Genomic DNA, 17,925 nt, shown 5'->3' on the forward strand with positions numbered 1-17,925 from the left:
TAAGGTACTATTCTTGTTCATGCTTTTCTGCGCTACAACACACTTTACCGTAGCCCAGGAAACTAATGAACAGGAAGTCGATTCCGTAAAGACCGGTTTTGATATCGGTAGGATTATTTTGGAAAACCCGGACAGCATCGTTTCCAAGTATATTTATGATGCACAGCTTGATCGCTATATTTACAATGAGAAAGTAGGGGATTTCAATATTGGTTACCCTATTATCCTAACTCCTGAGCAATATTTTGACCTTATCCAAAAAGAGGGGATTAAATCCTATTTCAAGGAAAAATCAGACGCATATTCAGGTAAAAAAGAAGGTAGTGAGGAAGCTCGAAAAAATCTCTTGCCCAACTTTTATGTGAACAATAATTTTTTCCAATCCATTTTTGGGGGTAATACCATAGAAGTAATTCCGCAAGGATCCGTAGCGATGGATTTAGGGGTTATCTGGCAAAAAAATGATAATCCTTCGCTTTCACCAAGAAACAGAACCAATCTTTCTTTTGATTTTGACCAGCGCATCAGTTTGAGTATGCTGGGTAAAATTGGGGAGCGATTGCAGGTGACCGCAAATTTTGATACGGAGGCCACATTCGATTTTCAGAATTTGGTAAAATTGGATTATACTCCTACGGAAGACGATATTATTCGTTCTATTGAGGTCGGTAACGTAAATATGCCTCTGAATAGCTCTCTGATACAAGGGGCGCAAAGTTTGTTCGGGGTCAAAACACAATTACAATTTGGTAAGACGACGGTGACTGCGGTATTCTCGGAACAACAATCACAAAACAATACTGTAGTGGCCCAAGGTGGCGGTACCTTGAACGAGTTTTCGGTGACGGCGTTGGATTATGATGAAGATAGGCACTTCTTTTTAGCACAATATTTTAGGGATAACTACGACCGGGCCTTGGAGACCTATCCTTACATTCAAAGTCAAGTCCAGATTACACGATTGGAAGTTTGGGTCACCAACAGAAGTCAGCAGACCTTAAATGTAAGGAATGTAGTGGCGCTTCAGGATTTAGGTGAAGCAATTCCTGATAAAACTAGAATTGCCAGTGATGCACCTGAAGGATTCTTCAACAACATAATGGATGCAAGACCCCGCAACAATGCCAATGATTTTGATCCGGCGTCAATTGGTAATGGTGGGGCATTGACCAATGGTATCCGAGATATTGCCACGGTCGAAAATGGATTTGATATTATGGGCTATTTTGCAGACCAAGGTTTTGATTACGCCATATTGGAGAATGCACGGAAACTGGACCAAGGAAGGGATTACGATTTCAATACACAGTTAGGCTATATTTCGTTGAACCAACGTTTGAGCAATGACGAGGTTTTGGCGGTTGCGTATCAATATACCTTTCAGGGAGAAGTATTTCAAGTAGGGGAATTTGCGAACGGTGGTTTGGAAGCTACTACAGTTTCGGCTGGAGTTAACCCGATTATCGAGAACAATACTTTAGTTCTTAAATTATTAAAAAGTAATATCACCAGGGTTCAAGATCCTATTTGGGACTTGATGATGAAGAATATTTATGCTACGGGTGCTTTTCGGTTAAGTCAGGACGATTTTAAGTTGAACATTCTGTATTCCGATCCAACGCCAAGGAATTATATCACACCTATAGAAGAAGGCCCGGGAACCGGATGGCCGGACGGTTTGGAGGAACGTATATTATTGGATGTCTTTAATCTGGACAGGCTTAATATCTATAATGACATACAACCTGGCGGTGATGGTTTCTTTGATTTTGTTCCCGGCCAGACCATTGATGTACAGGGCGGAAGAATTATTTTTACCAAGGTAGAACCGTTTGGGGAACATTTATATGAAACCCTTGGAGGGGGAGGAAGTTATGACGTCCCATCTAGCTATAATGCCAATCAAGAACAGTACGTTTTTAGGGATATGTACGAGGAGACCAAAGCCGCTGCATTACAGGACCCTGAAAAAAATAAATTCATTTTAAAAGGAAGATATAAGGCAGAGGGGAGCAATGGTATTCCTATAGGCGCTTTTAACGTGCCAAGAGGTTCCGTACGTGTTACGGCAGGTGGCAGACAATTACAGGAAGGAATAGATTATACCGTAAACTATCAAGCGGGTACGGTGCAAATCTTGGACCCCAGTTTAGAGGCCTCCAATACACCCATTAATATTTCGGTTGAAAACAACGCTGTTTTTGGACAACAGACCCGTCGTTTCACCGGGATTAATGTAGAACACCAATTCAATAAGAATTTTGTTTTGGGCGGAACATTTTTAAATCTAAACGAGCGTCCGCTTACGCAGAAATCCAATTTTGGTGTGGAACCGGTAAACAATACGATTTTCGGTTTGAACGGGAACTTCTCAACAGAAGTGCCTTGGTTAACGCGGATGGTGAACAAATTACCGAATATTGATACAGATGTTCCATCAAATTTATCGGTACGTGCCGAAGTAGCTTGGCTAAAACCAAATTCTCCTAAAAATGCAGATTTTCAAGGGGAAACGACGACCTATTTAGACGATTTTGAAGGAGCCCAAGCATTAATCGATATACGATCATCGCTAGGATGGACCTTGGCGAGTACACCATTGGAGTTTGCTCCCGGAGGACAATTGTCAGGCAGTGAACCCGAAGATCCGGCAAATTTGGAAAATGGTTTTGGAAGGGCAAAAATGGCTTGGTATACCATCGATCCTATTTTTTATACCAACCAAAGACCGGATGGTGTAAGTGATGATGATATTTCTACGAATCCTACCCGTCGTATTTTTATAGATGAGGTATTTCCACAGGTTGATGTGGCGCAAGGACAGACAACGGTCCAAGGAACATTGGATGTTGCGTATTACCCAAATCAAAAAGGGCCTTATAACAATAGCCCGGATTTTGATACGGAGCCACCTACCGAGAAATGGGCAGGCATTATGCGTCCTTTGAGCAGTACCAACTTTGAGCAGTCTAACGTAGAATTCGTTCAATTTTGGGTATTGGACCCTTATGTGGATGGGGAAGCTACAAGTTCTGGAGAATTGGTATTGAACCTTGGTAATATTTCCGAGGATATTTTGAAGGACGGAAGAAAACAATATGAAAATGGCTTGCCGGGCGTGGATAGCAATGATTTTACGGCACCCACTTCGTGGGGGGAGGTTCCGGCAACACAATCTTTGGTGTATGCCTTTGATGCAAGTGAAGCCAACAGAGCATTGCAGGATATTGGTTTTGATGGTTTGAACGATGCCGATGAAGCTGCCGTGTACGATACTAACGGGGGAGATGACCCAGCTTTGGACAACTACCGGTATTATTTAAATAGGGAAGGTGGTATTTTGGAGCGTTATTTGGATTTTAACAATCCGGACGGGAGTTCGCCGGTAGAGGTGACCAATACCAATAGGGGGTCTACCACACTTCCGGATGTGGAGGACGTGGACCGTGATTTGACCATGAATACGGTGAACAGCTATTATGAATATCGTATCGAAATAAAACCGAATACCACTATCAATGATAAATATGTAACCGATATAAAAGAAGGTACAACACCAGAACTGCCCAATGGTGCTCAGTTGAATAGAAGATGGATTCAGTATAAAATTCCATTAAGCGATTTTTCCGATGCGGTCGGGGGTATCTCGGACTTCAGGTCCATTAGTTTTATGCGGATGTACATGACCGGTTTCAATAGCCCAACAGTATTGCGTTTTGCTACCTTGGATTTGGTTCGTGGAGACTGGCGTACCTATACCAGAACGTTACAGGAAATGGATATTGATAACGATCCTGCGGATGATGGTACCACGCTAGAGGTAAATACGGTAAATATCGAAGAAAATAACAGTCGTATTCCTATTCCGTATGTATTGCCTCCAGGGGTTTTTCGGGAACAATTGAACAATAACAATACGATTATCCGTCAAAACGAGCAGTCTCTTTCATTATTGGTCAATAATTTGGAATCACAGGATGCAAGGGGAGTTTTCAAAAATTTGAATATAGATATTCGCCAGTATGAGAGCATAAAGATGTTCATGCACGCGGAAGAAATTGTAGATAGTGATTATGCGGATGCCGCTACCCCGTTAATCGGATTTTTAAGAATAGGTACGGATTTTACCCAGAATTATTACCAGATAGAATTGCCGTTGCAGTTTACATCGTTTAACGCGACTTCAGAAAGCGAGATTTGGCCGGATGTAAACGAAATGGATATTTCCTTGAGCGATTTGAACAAAGTGAAATCGCTTTGGATTTCTGGTGGGGATTTAAGTGAAGCCGGTTTTTTTGAAGTGGAAAACGGAGCGGTATTTCCGGTCACAGAATTTGCACCAAGAACTCCGGGAAGGTTGCGGATAGGAATCAAAGGAAATCCTTCATTGGGAAGTATTCGGAGTATGATGGTGGGAATTAAAAACCAAGATGCGCTCCCGGCGAGGGGGGAAGTATGGTTTAATGAACTTCGTTTGGCAGGATTGGACAATAACGGGGGTTGGGCCGCCGTAGCTGCTTTGGATGCCAATATTGCCGACTTTGCCAATGTAACCGCCACAGGGAGTACCAGTACCTCCGGTTTTGGTTCCATTGATCAAATGCCCAATGAACGCGCCCGTGAAGATGCCGTTAGCTATGATGTGGTGACCAATGTGAACGTGGGGCAATTATTGCCTAAAAAGTGGGGAATACAACTACCCTTTAATTATGGAATATCCGAGCAAATCATTACTCCGGAGTTTGATCCCGTATATGACGATTTAAAGTTGCAGGATAGAATCGATACGGCTCCTGTAACAGAATCTGCTAACGGGCCACCATCTAAAGAACAAATTAGAGAACAGGCAGAAGATTATACAAAAAGAACAAGCATAAATTTAATCGGGGTTAGAAAAGATAGGGGAGAAGAGGCAGATGCCAATTTCTATGACATTGAAAACTTCACTTTTAATTATTCATATAACGAAATAGAGCATCGGGATTTTGAGATTGCCGAATTACGAGATCAAAACGTGAATACAGGGTTTGTATATACGCATGCTTTTGACCCAGTTGAGGTAGCTCCGTTTGCTAAAAAGGATTCCCTGTTTACGGGAACCTATTGGAAATGGCTAAAGGATTTGAACCTGAACCTGCTTCCGGCGAGTGTTTCCCTGAATTCAAATATCAACAGGCAATTCAATGCACAACGTTTCCGAGGGGTAGCTGAAGAGGGACAAAACTTCATAAGTTTACCGGAACTGCAGCAACGTAATTACCTGTTCAATTGGCAGTATGCGGTCAATTATAATTTGACAAAATCGCTGCGTTTAAACCTTACGGCATCTAACAATAACATTGTCCGTAATTATTTTAATGAAGATGAACCTGTAAATTCACGCGATAGAATAAATCAAGCCTTAGGGGTTTGGGACGGTTTTTTTGATATTGGGGAGCCCAATAGGCATTCGCAACAGATGCAATTGAATTATGAAATCCCTTTTTCTAAAATTCCTGCACTCGATTTTATTAATGCGCAATATAGTTATACCAGTAATTTTGATTGGCAACGCGGCGGAGATGCCTTGCGTGAGGTGGTTGGAAGCGATATCAATACCATTCAAAACGCCAATACCCATAACCTTACTGCTTCTTTGACCTTGCAAAAATTCTACGATATGATAGGATTGAAAAAACGAAAAGGAGGTGCCAAGAGCAGTAGTCGTCCTGTCCGAGTAGACAAAGCTGGTGTTCCTGCCAAGGATGAGGAGAAAATAGAGAAAAAGACCAGTAAAACGTTCAATACGATAGTTGATCTTGTTACGATGGTAAAACGATTGAACGTTAATTACAATGAAAACAATGGTACAGTATTACCGGGATATACGCAATCTGTCGGTTTTATTGGGACTACGAGGCCCTCATTGGGATTTGTTTTCGGTAGTCAGTCGGATATTCGTTTTGAAGCGGCCAGAAATGGTTGGTTGACTGGTTTTGATCAATTTAACGAACAATTTATAAAGCGTACGAACAAGCAATTGAGCATTACGGCCACGGCCCAACCCACAAGGGATATTACCATAGATTTATCCGCGGACAGGCAGTATTCCGAAAGTTACCAAGAGAATTTCAATGTTGATACTGCCGGGGATGAACCTTTTTACAATGTACAGTTAGGAAATAACTTCGGAAATTTTAGTATTTCTACGATGATGATCGGAACTGCTTTCGGGAAGAGTGATGAATTTGATTCGGCCACCTTTGAGGAATTCAAACAAAATCGAATCACGATTGCCAATCGTTTGGTTTCGGATAGGGGTCAAAATCCAGGTACTTTGGATGCCGATGGTTTTCCACAACAATATGGAAAAACACAGCAAGATGTATTATTGCCCGCATTCTTTGCGGCTTATACGGGTCAAGATGTAAATCGTGTGAATTTGGATATTTTCAGACAGATTCCTATTCCCAATTGGAACATTAAGTACACAGGATTGATGAACAGCAAATGGTTTAAAAAGAAATTCAAACGTTTTTCCCTGCAACATGGGTATAGGGCTTCCTATAGCATCAATTCCTTTCAAACAAACTTGGAAAAGACACAATTGATCAATGATGGTCTTTCACCGGTAAATGCAGAAAATGATGATTTATTACCGGACCTGATTCTGAACAATGTGGTCTTGACCGATCAGTTTAATCCTTTGATCCGGATGGATTTTGAAATGAAAAATTCGGTTAGTGTATTGGCCGAAGTACGAAGGGACCGTACTTTATCCCTTAGTTTTGATAATAATTTAATGACGGAAATTAACGGTAAGGAATATACGGTAGGATTGGGGTATCGCATCAAAGATGTAAAATTCGTGACCAATATCGGGGGAAATAAAACACGGCTTAAAGGCGATTTAAACCTGAAAGCAGATGTTACGTTACGGGACAATCTGACCATTATCCGAAATTTGGACATTGATAACAATCAAATTACATCCGGTCAAAACTTATTGTCCATCAAGTTTACGGCAGATTATGCTTTGAGCAAACAGCTCAATGCCCTATTTTTCTATGACCATTCTTTTTCCCAGTTTGCGGTATCAACCGCTTTCCCGCAGACCACTATCAATGCTGGGTTTACATTGCGATATAATTTTGGGAATTAGGAAACTAGTTCAAACTCAAATACAAATATTAAATTCATAGTTGTTTTGAACTTATAATCTGTACTGGTTTCATCTCAGTGATTCCTCAACTTATCTGCCCTAATGCTCTATAATGTCTTACATTAGAAAGCATCGAAGTACAATTTTCGTACCTCCTTATACTTTTAACCGTATTTGTGTTTGAATATGTATTTGCGTTTGTATTTGAATTTGAGTTTATTTGAGAATCGTTTACATTTGCCAAAGGACTAAAAAAATAAGAATGAATATACCATCAGATTTAAAGTACACGAAAGACCATGAGTGGGTCAAGATAGAAGGCGATATTGCTACCGTTGGCATCACGGATTTTGCACAAGGGGAGTTAGGGGACATTGTGTATGTGGAAGTCGAGACCGTGGACGAAACATTGGATAAGGAGGAAGTTTTTGGTACGGTGGAAGCTGTGAAAACGGTATCCGATTTGTTTTTGCCCTTATCAGGAGAAATTATTGAATTTAATGAGTCATTAGAGGACGAACCGGAAAAAGTAAATACGGATCCTTATGGAGAAGGTTGGATGGTAAAAATCAAGTTCAGTGATTCCAGTGAATTGGAAGGCTTGCTTTCAGATGCGGATTACAAGGAAATCATAGGTGCTTAGAAAACAATTTTTCACGATACTTTTAATAAGCTGGACAATGTTCGTAACATTTTCCAGCTTATTTTCTTTTGAGGGTGTTGATACTTCAGGGTTTCATATTCCGCACGCGGACAAGCTGGTACACTTTACTTTTTATTTTGTCATGGCCATTTTATGGGTGTTTGTTTTGGGCGGCCATAAAAAAAAGAATCTTTTAAGACCGCTTATATTGGCCTTTTTGTTTTCGGCCATATATGGCATATTTATTGAGGTATTACAAGTTACGTTAACGGAAAATAGGCATGGTGATATTTGGGATGCCGTGGCCAATAGTTTAGGGGCATTGATAGGAATAGGTGCCATTGGTATCTATATTTTCAGATATGGGCCGTTAAAATGGAAATATTAATTGCATATTATTCAATTTATTAATTAAATTAGCAAACACTAAATTATTAGATATGGAACCTAAAAAGAATCCAAAAGCTGATTTGACCAAGAATAGCAGTCTCTATTTTGTGGTTGGATTGTTCGCGGTAATGTTGTTCACTTATGTGGCATTCGAATGGAAAACGTATGACGAAACCAATGAATATGATACTTCGATGAACGTAGATGATTTGTTGGATGAAGAGGTCCCAATGACGGAGCAGATTAAAACGCCACCACCTCCACCACCTCCGGCAGCACCTGAAATTATCGAGGTTGTTGAAGATGAGGAAGAAGTTGAGGAAACGGTAATCGAGTCTACGGAAACAAGTCAGGAAGAAGAAATTGTTGAGGTAGAGGATGTTGTCGTAGAAGAAGTGGAAGAGGATGTAGATGTTCCTTTTGCCGTTATTGAAAATGTGCCCGTTTTTCCAGGCTGTGAAAACGAAAGCAACAAGAGGGCTTGTTTTAACAAAATGATACAAAAGCATATCAGTAAGAACTTTCGTTATCCAGAAATTGCCCAGGAAATGGGTGTTCAAGGAAGGGTTAGCGTTATGTTCGTTATTCAAAAAGACGGTAGCATAGGTAACATTAGAATGCGTGGACCGGATAAAAATTTGGAAAAAGAAGCTGCCAGGATTATTGGTAAACTTCCTAAAATGACACCAGGAAAACAAAGAGGTAGAGCTGTAAGGGTTCCTTTTAGTATTCCGATTAATTTTAAATTGCAATAGTATAGATATTACGTTATCATAAAAAAGGCCCGAACGAAAGTTCGGGCCTTTTTTATTTGGTATTATTTATATCTTATTCAGCACCTTTAAGACTCTCGTAAAAAGTAATCCGGTTTTTTTCGGGGTCAATATAGCCTCCTCCATGGGTAGTGTCGTACTTAGCGGTCAAGCTTCCGTCCTTCGTTACCGCTTCAAGAGATTTCCCTTCTTTTATTGCCTTTGTTACATTTTTTTTGATATCCTTTAGCATTGCAACATATTTCTTAAGTTCGGCTTTGTTAGAGGGTCTTCCATGTCCTGGAATGATTTTAGTATCCTCATTGATGACTAGAAGAGCTTTTTCGTGTGCAGCGATATAACCCGTAACGCTTCCGCCGCTTTTTAAATCAATAAACGGATATCGGCCAGAAAAATAAGTATCTCCCATGTGCAAAACGTTATTGTTCACGAAATAGATCATGGCATCACCATCCGTATGCGCATTGTGTACATGAAATGCCATGATGGTCTCGTCATCTTCATACAGGGTCATATCTTCCGAAAAAGTAAGCTCTGGAAGTATTTCTATACCCAGCTCCGGTTTGTCCTTCAATTTATTTTTCAAGGTTTTCCGAACGTTTTCATGGGCTATCAAAGTAGTTTCTGCGGTGTTGAAGCTTCTATTTCCTCCCGAATGATCTCCGTGCATATGTGTATTGAAAAGATATCTTATTGGTTTTTTGGTGAGTGTTCCTATAGCGGTTTTGATCAAGGGGCTAAGCCGTTCAAATTGATCATCGATCATATAAACATGTTCTTTTCCCACGTAGATACCAATATTGCCACCCTGTCCAGTCAGCATATATACATCTTGGGAAAGTGTGTCAATAGTAATTTTCACGTCATTCTGTTGAGCGGAAATGTTCCAGCAAGAAAAGGAAAGTGTTAGTGCAAAAAATAGAATTCTTTTCATTTTAAGATTTTTATGAATTAGCTTAATCGTTTCAAATATAGGAGAAATAGGGGTATTTAATTGCAGAAATATGTGTTGGGGGTTATCTTTGCAGACCTATTATAATTGAAAGAATGAAGACTGCGGTAGAGGTGGCAAAAACAAGTTCTTTTACATTGCTTTTTGCTGATTTTAAGGAGATTACCAAGGCGAGATTGGCCATTAGCGTGGTGTTTTCCTCTATTGCGGGTTATTTTTTGGGGGCTTATGAAATTCAATATGTATCCATTGCGTTACTTGCTTTTGGAGGATATTGCATGGTAGGTGCAAGCAATGCCTTTAATCAGGTAATCGAGAAGGATTTGGACGCTTTGATGAAGCGTACCGCGAACAGGCCAATTCCTGCTGGCAGAATGTCCGTTTCGGCCGCTATGCGCATCGCAATACTGCTAACCGTTCTAGGGGTCGTTTCTTTATATATCCTCAATCCCAAAACGGCAATGTTCGGGGCTATTTCTATCTTTTTGTACACGAGCGTGTATACCCCGTTAAAGACTATAACCCCATTAGCGGTTTTTGTGGGAGCTTTTCCGGGGGCTATTCCTTTTATGTTAGGTTGGGTGGCGGCAACCAATGAGTTTGGTATTGAACCGGGTACCCTTTTCATGATTCAGTTCTTTTGGCAGTTTCCCCATTTTTGGGCATTGGGATGGATGTTAGATGAGGATTATAAAAAGGGAGGATTCAAAATGCTGCCTACAGGCAAAAAAGACAAAGGAACGGCACTACAGATTATCATGTATACCATTTGGATGATGCTTATATCCGTGATACCGGTATTTGGAATCACCGGAAGGCTGCAATTATCTGTTCCGGCGGCAATATTGATTTTTTTAATGGGAGGAGTGATGCTATTTTTTGCGTTACGGCTTTACACAAGCAGGGATAATGCATCGGCCAGGAAATTGATGTTGGCGAGCGTTACTTATATAACGCTAATGCAGGTGGTATATGTAATTGATAAATTTTTAGCATAGATGGATTTAACACAGGGAACGGAAAGGGATAAAAGTGCTAGAGCAAAAAAGATGATGCTGTGGTTCGGTATTGTAAGCCTTTTAATGGGCTTTGCAGGTTGGACAAGTGCCTACATCGTTAGTAGTTCCAGAGAGGATTGGATAAGGGAGTTAAATTTGCCCTCATCGTTTTACATTAGTACCGCGTTAATTATCATTAGTAGTGTTACCTACATTTTGGCCAGAAAAGCGATTAAGGAAAACAATCAAAAATTATGCACAACGTGGTTATTGGTCACCCTCGGATTAGGTATTGCATTTATTGTATTTCAGTTCAATGGTTTTTCTGAAATGGTGGCCCAGGGCTATTACTTTACGGGCCCTACCAGTACCATTAAAATGTCTTACGTATTCTTGATCGCTATGGTGCATGTTGTTCACGTGGTGGCAGGAATTATTTCTTTGTTAGTGGTACTTTATAATCAATGGAAAGGAAAATACTCGGCGGAATGGCATTTGGGACTTTCCCTGGGAGCTACTTTTTGGCACTTTTTGGATTTGCTTTGGGTGTATCTAATAGTCTTTATGACGGTGGTCAAATAATATTTTAAAACAATGGGAGTTTTGAACTTGTTGTGCTTTTATATAGTTTAAAAAAAAGGTATTTTTGCTAAAGTTTTATTAAAACGATAAATCAATTTATGGATTCTACGGTTACAACGGCAACGGAAGAAAATGTATGGGGAGGCGGAAACCGACCGCTAAGAGCTAGTTATGGCAAGCTTATGATGTGGTTTTTCCTTGTCTCGGATGCACTTACTTTTTCAGGCTTTTTGGCCGCATACGGCTTCTCAAGGTTTAAATTTATTGAAACATGGCCTATTGCGGATGAAGTTTTTACCCACTTCCCTGGATTCCATGGAGTGGAGGCGCCTATGTACTATGTGGCGTTCATGACCTTTATCCTGATCATGTCATCGGTAACCATGGTGTTGGCGGTAGATGCAGGGCATAGAATGAAAAAGAACGCTGTAATTTGGTATATGTTCGCTACCATTATTGGTGGTGCCATATTCGTAGGTTCCCAAGCTTGGGAATGGGCAACTTTTATCAAAGGGGATTATGGTGCAATTGAAACAAAGGGTGGTAGAATTTTGCAATTTGTAAATACGGATACCGGTAAAAGAGCTGCCCTAGCGGATTTTGCAACGACCATACCCAGTGAAAGAACCGAGCACGAACGTAAAAATGGGGTGTGGTACTATGATGAAACACCTTTGCCTAGCTACTCCGTGAATGAGGTCATTCAGGGTTTTAAAGCTAATTCCAATATTGTCGTTCGTACCGAGTTGATAAACGAAGAGGGTGAGAAGACAGTATTGTCTAGAAAAGAATCCTTGGACAAGCTTAAAAATGCGGTCGAAGTCGTAGAAGGGGCCAATCTTATTCATAATGAATATGGGAGCCGTCTTTTTGCGGATTTCTTTTTCTTCATAACAGGGTTCCACGGTTTCCACGTATTTTCAGGGGTGATGATCAATCTTATCATATTTTTTAATGTCGTTATTGGTACTTATGAGAAAAGAGGACATTATGAGATGGTAGAAAAAGTTGGTTTATATTGGCACTTTGTAGATTTGGTTTGGGTATTCGTATTCACGTTTTTCTATTTGGTATAGATTCAGAAGCATATTTTAAAATATTCGATTATAAAAAATGGCACACGAGCATAAACTTGAAATTTTTAGAGGATTATTAAAATTCAAATCCAACACCCAGAAAATCTGGGGGGTACTTATATTCTTAACATTGGTCACTATTGTTGAGGTTGTTCTAGGTATTATAAAGCCTGCAGCTTTAACGGGAACTTATTTTTTGGGTATGAAGTTGCTGAACTGGATATTCATTATCCTCACTTTGGTCAAGGCATATTATATTGCTTGGGATTTTATGCACTTAAGAGACGAGAAAAGTACGTTAAGAAGAGCTATTGTTTGGACACCTATTTTCTTGGTCATCTATTTGGTTTTCATCTTGCTGGTAGAAGCAGATTACATCTATAATATTTACAAAGACGGGTTCGTCACGTGGAATTTCTAGAATAGAATTAACAGAATAAAAAGACGGTTTAAAGACCGTCTTTTTTATTTTTGTAAAGGTTTATTTTCTGCAGTAAATTATGATATAAAGCATTAAAATAATACTGCGGGATAAATTGAATGTTCGGCAAATTGAGTTCAATATTTGGACAAAACCGAAAACGCACTAGATGAAAAAAACTTTTGTACTCGTTGTTCTTTTTATACTGCCTATTGTCGCGTATCTGTTTTTTGCATCGGGGGTGAACAACTTTGGTAAACTACCAACACTTACCCAGAATATTGATGAAATTTCCATAGATAGCGAAAATGTAAAGTTTTCGGACAACATCACGGTTTTAGGTTTTTTGGGAAACGAGGTCGGTCAAAAGAAAGGCAACGCCTTTAACTTGAATCAGAAAATCTACAAACGTTTTTACGAATTCAAGGACTTTCAGTTTGTCATGGTGATGCCTGTGGGAACCAAAGAAATGGTCGAAGAATTGAAAGAAGAGCTTTCTGATTTAGCCGATGTCTCAAAATGGAAGTTTGTTTACGCAGAGCCTGATGCCATAAAAGCAATTTTCAATAGCTTACAAACAGATTTGGCCTTGGATGAAAATTTGGCAACGCCATATGTTTTTATTATCGATAAGGATAGAAATCTAAGGGGTAGAACGGAAGATGAAGATGAGGGAACCAAATATGGATTTAATACCAATTCTGTGGCAGATCTGAACAACAAGATGGAAGATGATGTGAAAATCATTCTTGCCGAGTATAGATTGGCATTGAAAAAGAATAACGCAAACAGAGACAAGTAGTGAACAAAAAGTACACTTATATTTGGGTTTCTTTGATTATCTTGATTTTTGGCATTATCGTAATACCAAGAATCGTGGAGCGTATAAAAACGGGTTCTATAGTGGAACTTGATCGTATGAACGTTTCCAAAGAGCAACAGAAGCTTAGTTATATTAAGTTAAATGGAAAAAAAAGGCGTGTCCCCGAGTTTCAATTTGTAAACCAGGACAGTTTGTTAATATCGGATAAGGATTATCTGGGAAAGGTCTATTTGGTCGAGTTCTTTTTTACTTCTTGTCCCAGTATTTGTCCCATTATGACCAAAAACCTTGTCACACTTCAAAATCATTTTGGCTACAATTCAAACTTTGGGGTTGCTTCCTTCACTATTACGCCACAATATGATACGCCAAAGGTTCTTAAAACATATGCGGAGAAATATGGCATTACAGATATGGATTGGCACTTAATGACCGGAGATAGGGATGCTATTTACGATTTGGCGAATGGCGGATTCAATATTTTTGCTGCTGAAATGCCAGATGCTCCAGGAGGTTTTGAGCATTCTGGCTTGTTCGCATTAGTGGACAAAGAAGGGTATTTACGCTCTAGGTTGGATGATTTTGGAAACCCTATCGTATATTATAGAGGCGCCATTTCGGAAGAAATGGGTGAAAATAGGGAAGGCGAGAAAGAACAGATAAGCATGCTAAAGGAGGATATCAAAAAATTGCTCGAAGAATAATATGGAGGATATCGCTTTAAAAGAAAAGAAGTTCAATAGGCTAATTACTATAGTTTCCGTAATAGTGCCAATCGTTGTTGCCTTACTTTTTGGCGTGAAAATCCCCAATGTAGAGTCATTGTCATTTTTACCCCCTATTTATGCAAGTATTAACGGACTTACAGCATTTTTTTTATTGATAGCTGTTTGGGCCATTAAAAGTGGAAAGCAACAATTGCATCAAAATTTGATGACCACCAACATTGGGCTTTCCCTATTATTTTTGGTCATGTATATTGCTTACCATATGACCTCGGATTCTACTTCCTATGGAGGTGAGGGTATGATTAAGTATGTATATTATTTTATATTGGTAACGCATATCATACTATCAATTGCAATTATACCTTTGGTACTACGTACTTATGCAAAAGCCTATTTAAAAGATTTTGTAGCTCACAGGAAATTGGCAAGATATACTTTCCCTATTTGGTTATATGTGGCCGTAACCGGTGTCGTGGTCTATCTAATGATTTCGCCCTATTATGCCCATTGATATGAAGAAAATACGGTTCTCTTTTTTGATATTTCTACTTGTTCCTTTTTTCGCCGGGGCGCAATGTGCCATGTGTCGTGCTGTTTTGGAAAGTGAAGCATCCGGTAGAGCTGCCGAAGGTATAAACAATGGTATCGTATATTTAATGGCCATACCTTATGTTTTGGTCGCCGTACTCTTCTATTTCGTATATCGGAAAATGCGTTCTTAACATAATTTTAAAGTTTTAACATTTTTTTTTCGGTTTATCTGTAACATTGTTGCGGATAGCTAGTCATATGTATATGCAATACGTGTATTGCATTCATCAATCAAAATCAATCACTCATGTTCGACATAGAACGATGGCAAGAAATTTTCGATACCATTCGGAAAAACAAATTGCGTACTTTCCTCACAGGACTCTCCGTGGCTTCAGGAATTTTTATTCTCGTTATCTTATTAGGTTTTGGGCAAGGCATGCAAAACGGTATTGCCGAAGAGTTTAAAGAAGATGCCGCGACCAGTATTTGGGTCTGGCCCAGAAGAACTACCATAGAATATAAGGGACTAAATCCAGGTCGCCGTGTTCAACTCCGCAACGAGAACTTTGACATGGCCACAACGGCTTTTGAGGACTCTTATGAAAAAGCTTCGATGCTTTACATGCCCAGGGATATCCAAGTAGTATATAAAAACGATTTGTTGGTATATCGTATACAGGGAACAAACGGGAACCTTCAGGTCATTGAAAACGAATACCTTTCAGAAGGAAGATATATCAACGAGACGGACGTACGCGAGCACAACAAGGTAGCGGTAATCAGCGAAAAAATTAAAAGGGAAGTATTTTCAGAAGTGGAATCCCCCGTGGGAGAATATATTACAATTTCCGGGGCCGGTTTTAAAATAGTAGGAGTGTTCGGGGAGCATGGAGACAATGAAGGTGAGGAAGAGCGCATTTTTATCCCAATTTCCACTGCGCAAATCGCATTCAATGGTGGCGATAAACTGAATAACATCAATTTCATGCTTCCTGAGATGGAATCTTTTGATGCCACCGTAGCAAAAAATCAAGAATTTACCGATGCGTTGCTCACCTATTTAAAAGGATATCACAATATTGCTCCTGAAGATGAACGTGCTATACACATTTGGAATCCCATACAAGAAGCGAAAAGGTATTATTCCTTGATTGGCGGTATTAAGTTTTTCTTTTGGGTAGTGGGCTTTTTTACGATTATAGCGGGAGTAGTGAGTGTAAGTAATATTATGCTGATCGTTGTAAAGGAGCGGACCCGGGAAATAGGGATTCGCAAAGCATTGGGTGCCAAACCATGGTCCATTATCGGAATGATTATGCACGAGGCCATATTCGTGACCGCCATAGCAGGTTTTAGTGGACTCATTTTCAGTATGGGACTCTTGGAACTGCTTGGACCCCATGTGAAGGTAGATTATGTTTTAAACCCGTCCGTTAATTTTAATGTAGCGCTTACTACGGTTATTTTATTGATAGTAGCCGGCAGCTTAGCTGGATTTTTCCCCGCGTGGAAAGCGGTTAGGGTTCAGGTAATCGAGGCATTGCGTGATGAATAGAAAAATGGATAGTTTGTCTCACCATATAAAACCAAATAGCGATTATGTTCAGTAAGGACCGTTGGAAAGAAATCTTGGAAGTACTCTCTAGCAATGTCTGGCGAACCGTGGCTACTGCCTTTGGTGTAGGTTGGGGCATATTTATTCTCATTGTACTTCTCGCTGCGGGAAAAGGCTTGGAAAATGGTATCCGCCAGGATTTTAATGGGGTGGCGACCAACACAATGTTCATGTGGACCAGGACCACTACTATGGCGCATCTAGGGCTTCCAGAAGGTAGGGACTTTAATTTTAAGCTAGAGGATGTGGAATTGCTTCGGCGAAATGTTCCTGAGCTACGCATCATCTCGCCCCGAAATCGTATGCGCCAAGCTGAAGGTGATAACGTTGTCAGAGGTTTGGAAAGTGGTCAATACACCGTATTTGGGGACTATCCCGAAATTATACAACAGAATCCCATCTATACTGCTAAAGGTCGATTTTTCAATTACAATGATATTCAGAGCAAACGAAAAGTGGTGGTCATCGGCGATCGCGTTCGTTCTGAATTATATGAGAAAGATGAAGAAGTTTTGGGAACCTATATCAAAATAAGCGGTATAAATTTTATGGTCATAGGTACTTATAAACAAAAAACAAGCAATGGTGGCGGCGAGAACGGTGAGCGTGAAATCTTTATGCCGTTCACTACTTTTTCGCAGGCCTTTAATCGTGCCGATAATGTAGGTTGGATGGCCATAACGGCAAAAGACGGTAGTTCTATCAGTAATTTAAAGGAAAAAGTGGTGAGCACCGTAAAACAAAGCCGTAAGGTACATCCGGATGATAAAAGGGCCATTGGTTACTTTGATCTTTATGAACAATACAATCGTGTAGAAAGCCTGTTCGGTGCACTAAAGTTCGTAGCTTATTTTGTCGGGATTTTAGTACTGATTTCGGGAATCATCGGAGTGAGCAATATCATGTTGATCGTCATTAAAGAGCGAACAAAAGAAATTGGTATTCGGAGGGCTTTGGGTGAAAACCCATGGTCCATACGCATACAGGTGTTGATGGAATCCATTTTCTTAACTATCATTTCCGGTATGGTCGGTATCATTTTTGGTTCGCTGACCATTTACGGTATCAATGCCTTGTTGGAATCGGTAGGTCCTGTAGATATGTTCTTGAATCCCAGCGTTAGTTTAGGCGTTGTAATCAGTGCACTTGTCATTTTAGTACTGTCCGGATTGTTGGCTGGCTTCATTCCTGCCAATAGTGCCATACGGGTGCGACCCATAGAAGCTTTACGAACAGAATAACATATTCA

The 17,925-nt window shown here is 40.0% G+C and carries 15 protein-coding genes; 14 read left to right on the forward strand and 1 reads right to left on the reverse strand.

What is annotated here, in order from left to right:
- Positions 1-19: 19 nt before the first annotated feature.
- The 4 genes from sov (at position 20) to ACKWBX_RS03870 (ending at position 8,929) form a co-directional block, all read left to right on the forward strand.
- On the forward strand, positions 20-7,141 hold the full coding sequence (sov, locus tag ACKWBX_RS03855) for a T9SS outer membrane translocon Sov/SprA (RefSeq protein WP_413967333.1): 7,122 nt from the start codon (positions 20-22) through the stop codon (positions 7,139-7,141).
- 262 nt (positions 7,142-7,403) lie between these two features.
- Positions 7,404-7,784 (forward strand): glycine cleavage system protein GcvH, encoded by a 381-nt coding sequence (gene gcvH / locus ACKWBX_RS03860; protein WP_413967334.1) that lies wholly within the window; start codon positions 7,404-7,406, stop codon positions 7,782-7,784.
- Complete coding sequence (locus ACKWBX_RS03865) at positions 7,777-8,172, forward strand: VanZ family protein (RefSeq protein WP_413967335.1); 396 nt, start codon at positions 7,777-7,779, stop codon at positions 8,170-8,172. The genes gcvH and ACKWBX_RS03865 overlap by 8 nt, the downstream gene beginning before the upstream one ends.
- A 52-nt stretch (positions 8,173-8,224) precedes the next feature.
- Positions 8,225-8,929 (forward strand): energy transducer TonB, encoded by a 705-nt coding sequence (locus ACKWBX_RS03870; RefSeq protein ID WP_413967336.1) that lies wholly within the window; start codon positions 8,225-8,227, stop codon positions 8,927-8,929.
- A gap of 73 nt (positions 8,930-9,002) precedes the next feature.
- Here ACKWBX_RS03870 and ACKWBX_RS03875 read toward each other — a convergent pair whose 3' ends face one another.
- Positions 9,003-9,881 carry an MBL fold metallo-hydrolase gene (locus tag ACKWBX_RS03875; RefSeq protein ID WP_413967337.1) on the reverse strand — a complete coding sequence of 293 codons (879 nt, stop codon included), beginning with the start codon at positions 9,879-9,881 and terminating at the stop codon, positions 9,003-9,005.
- Positions 9,882-9,994: 113 nt separating this feature from the next.
- On the opposite strand from ACKWBX_RS03875, the gene cyoE reads away from it, so the two are divergent.
- From cyoE to ACKWBX_RS03925, 10 genes are all read left to right on the forward strand, one after another.
- Positions 9,995-10,897: a heme o synthase gene (gene cyoE / locus ACKWBX_RS03880; protein WP_413967338.1), complete on the forward strand. Its 903-nt coding sequence runs from the start codon at positions 9,995-9,997 to the stop codon at positions 10,895-10,897.
- Positions 10,898-11,479, forward strand: coding sequence for a cytochrome c oxidase subunit 3 (locus ACKWBX_RS03885; protein ID WP_413967339.1), 582 nt, complete (start codon positions 10,898-10,900; stop codon positions 11,477-11,479).
- Positions 11,480-11,577: 98 nt separating this feature from the next.
- Entirely contained in the window at positions 11,578-12,555 is a 978-nt protein-coding gene (locus ACKWBX_RS03890) for a cytochrome c oxidase subunit 3 (protein ID WP_413967340.1), read from the forward strand.
- Positions 12,556-12,592: 37 nt separating this feature from the next.
- Entirely contained in the window at positions 12,593-12,976 is a 384-nt protein-coding gene (locus ACKWBX_RS03895; protein WP_413967341.1) for a cytochrome C oxidase subunit IV family protein, read from the forward strand.
- A 169-nt stretch (positions 12,977-13,145) separates the two neighbouring features.
- Positions 13,146-13,778 carry a hypothetical protein gene (locus ACKWBX_RS03900; protein ID WP_413967342.1) on the forward strand — a complete coding sequence of 211 codons (633 nt, stop codon included), beginning with the start codon at positions 13,146-13,148 and terminating at the stop codon, positions 13,776-13,778.
- The gene (locus ACKWBX_RS03905) at positions 13,778-14,503 is read left to right on the forward strand and encodes an SCO family protein (protein WP_413967343.1); all 726 of its coding nucleotides are present in this window, start codon (positions 13,778-13,780) and stop codon (positions 14,501-14,503) included. The genes ACKWBX_RS03900 and ACKWBX_RS03905 overlap by 1 nt, the downstream gene beginning before the upstream one ends.
- Position 14,504: 1 nt before the next feature.
- On the forward strand, positions 14,505-15,038 hold the full coding sequence (locus ACKWBX_RS03910; RefSeq protein WP_413967344.1) for a DUF420 domain-containing protein: 534 nt from the start codon (positions 14,505-14,507) through the stop codon (positions 15,036-15,038).
- A 1-nt stretch (position 15,039) separates the two neighbouring features.
- On the forward strand, positions 15,040-15,249 hold the full coding sequence (locus tag ACKWBX_RS03915; RefSeq protein ID WP_413967345.1) for a hypothetical protein: 210 nt from the start codon (positions 15,040-15,042) through the stop codon (positions 15,247-15,249).
- Positions 15,250-15,365: 116 nt separating this feature from the next.
- Entirely contained in the window at positions 15,366-16,616 is a 1,251-nt protein-coding gene (locus ACKWBX_RS03920; protein ID WP_413967346.1) for an ABC transporter permease, read from the forward strand.
- A gap of 44 nt (positions 16,617-16,660) precedes the next feature.
- A complete protein-coding gene (locus ACKWBX_RS03925) occupies positions 16,661-17,917 on the forward strand; it encodes an ABC transporter permease (RefSeq protein WP_413967347.1) in 1,257 nt (418 codons plus the stop codon).
- Positions 17,918-17,925 lie beyond the last annotated feature (8 nt).

The organism is Maribacter algae, from assembly GCF_047345745.1.
In the GTDB taxonomy this organism is placed as follows: Bacteria; Bacteroidota; Bacteroidia; order Flavobacteriales; family Flavobacteriaceae; genus Maribacter.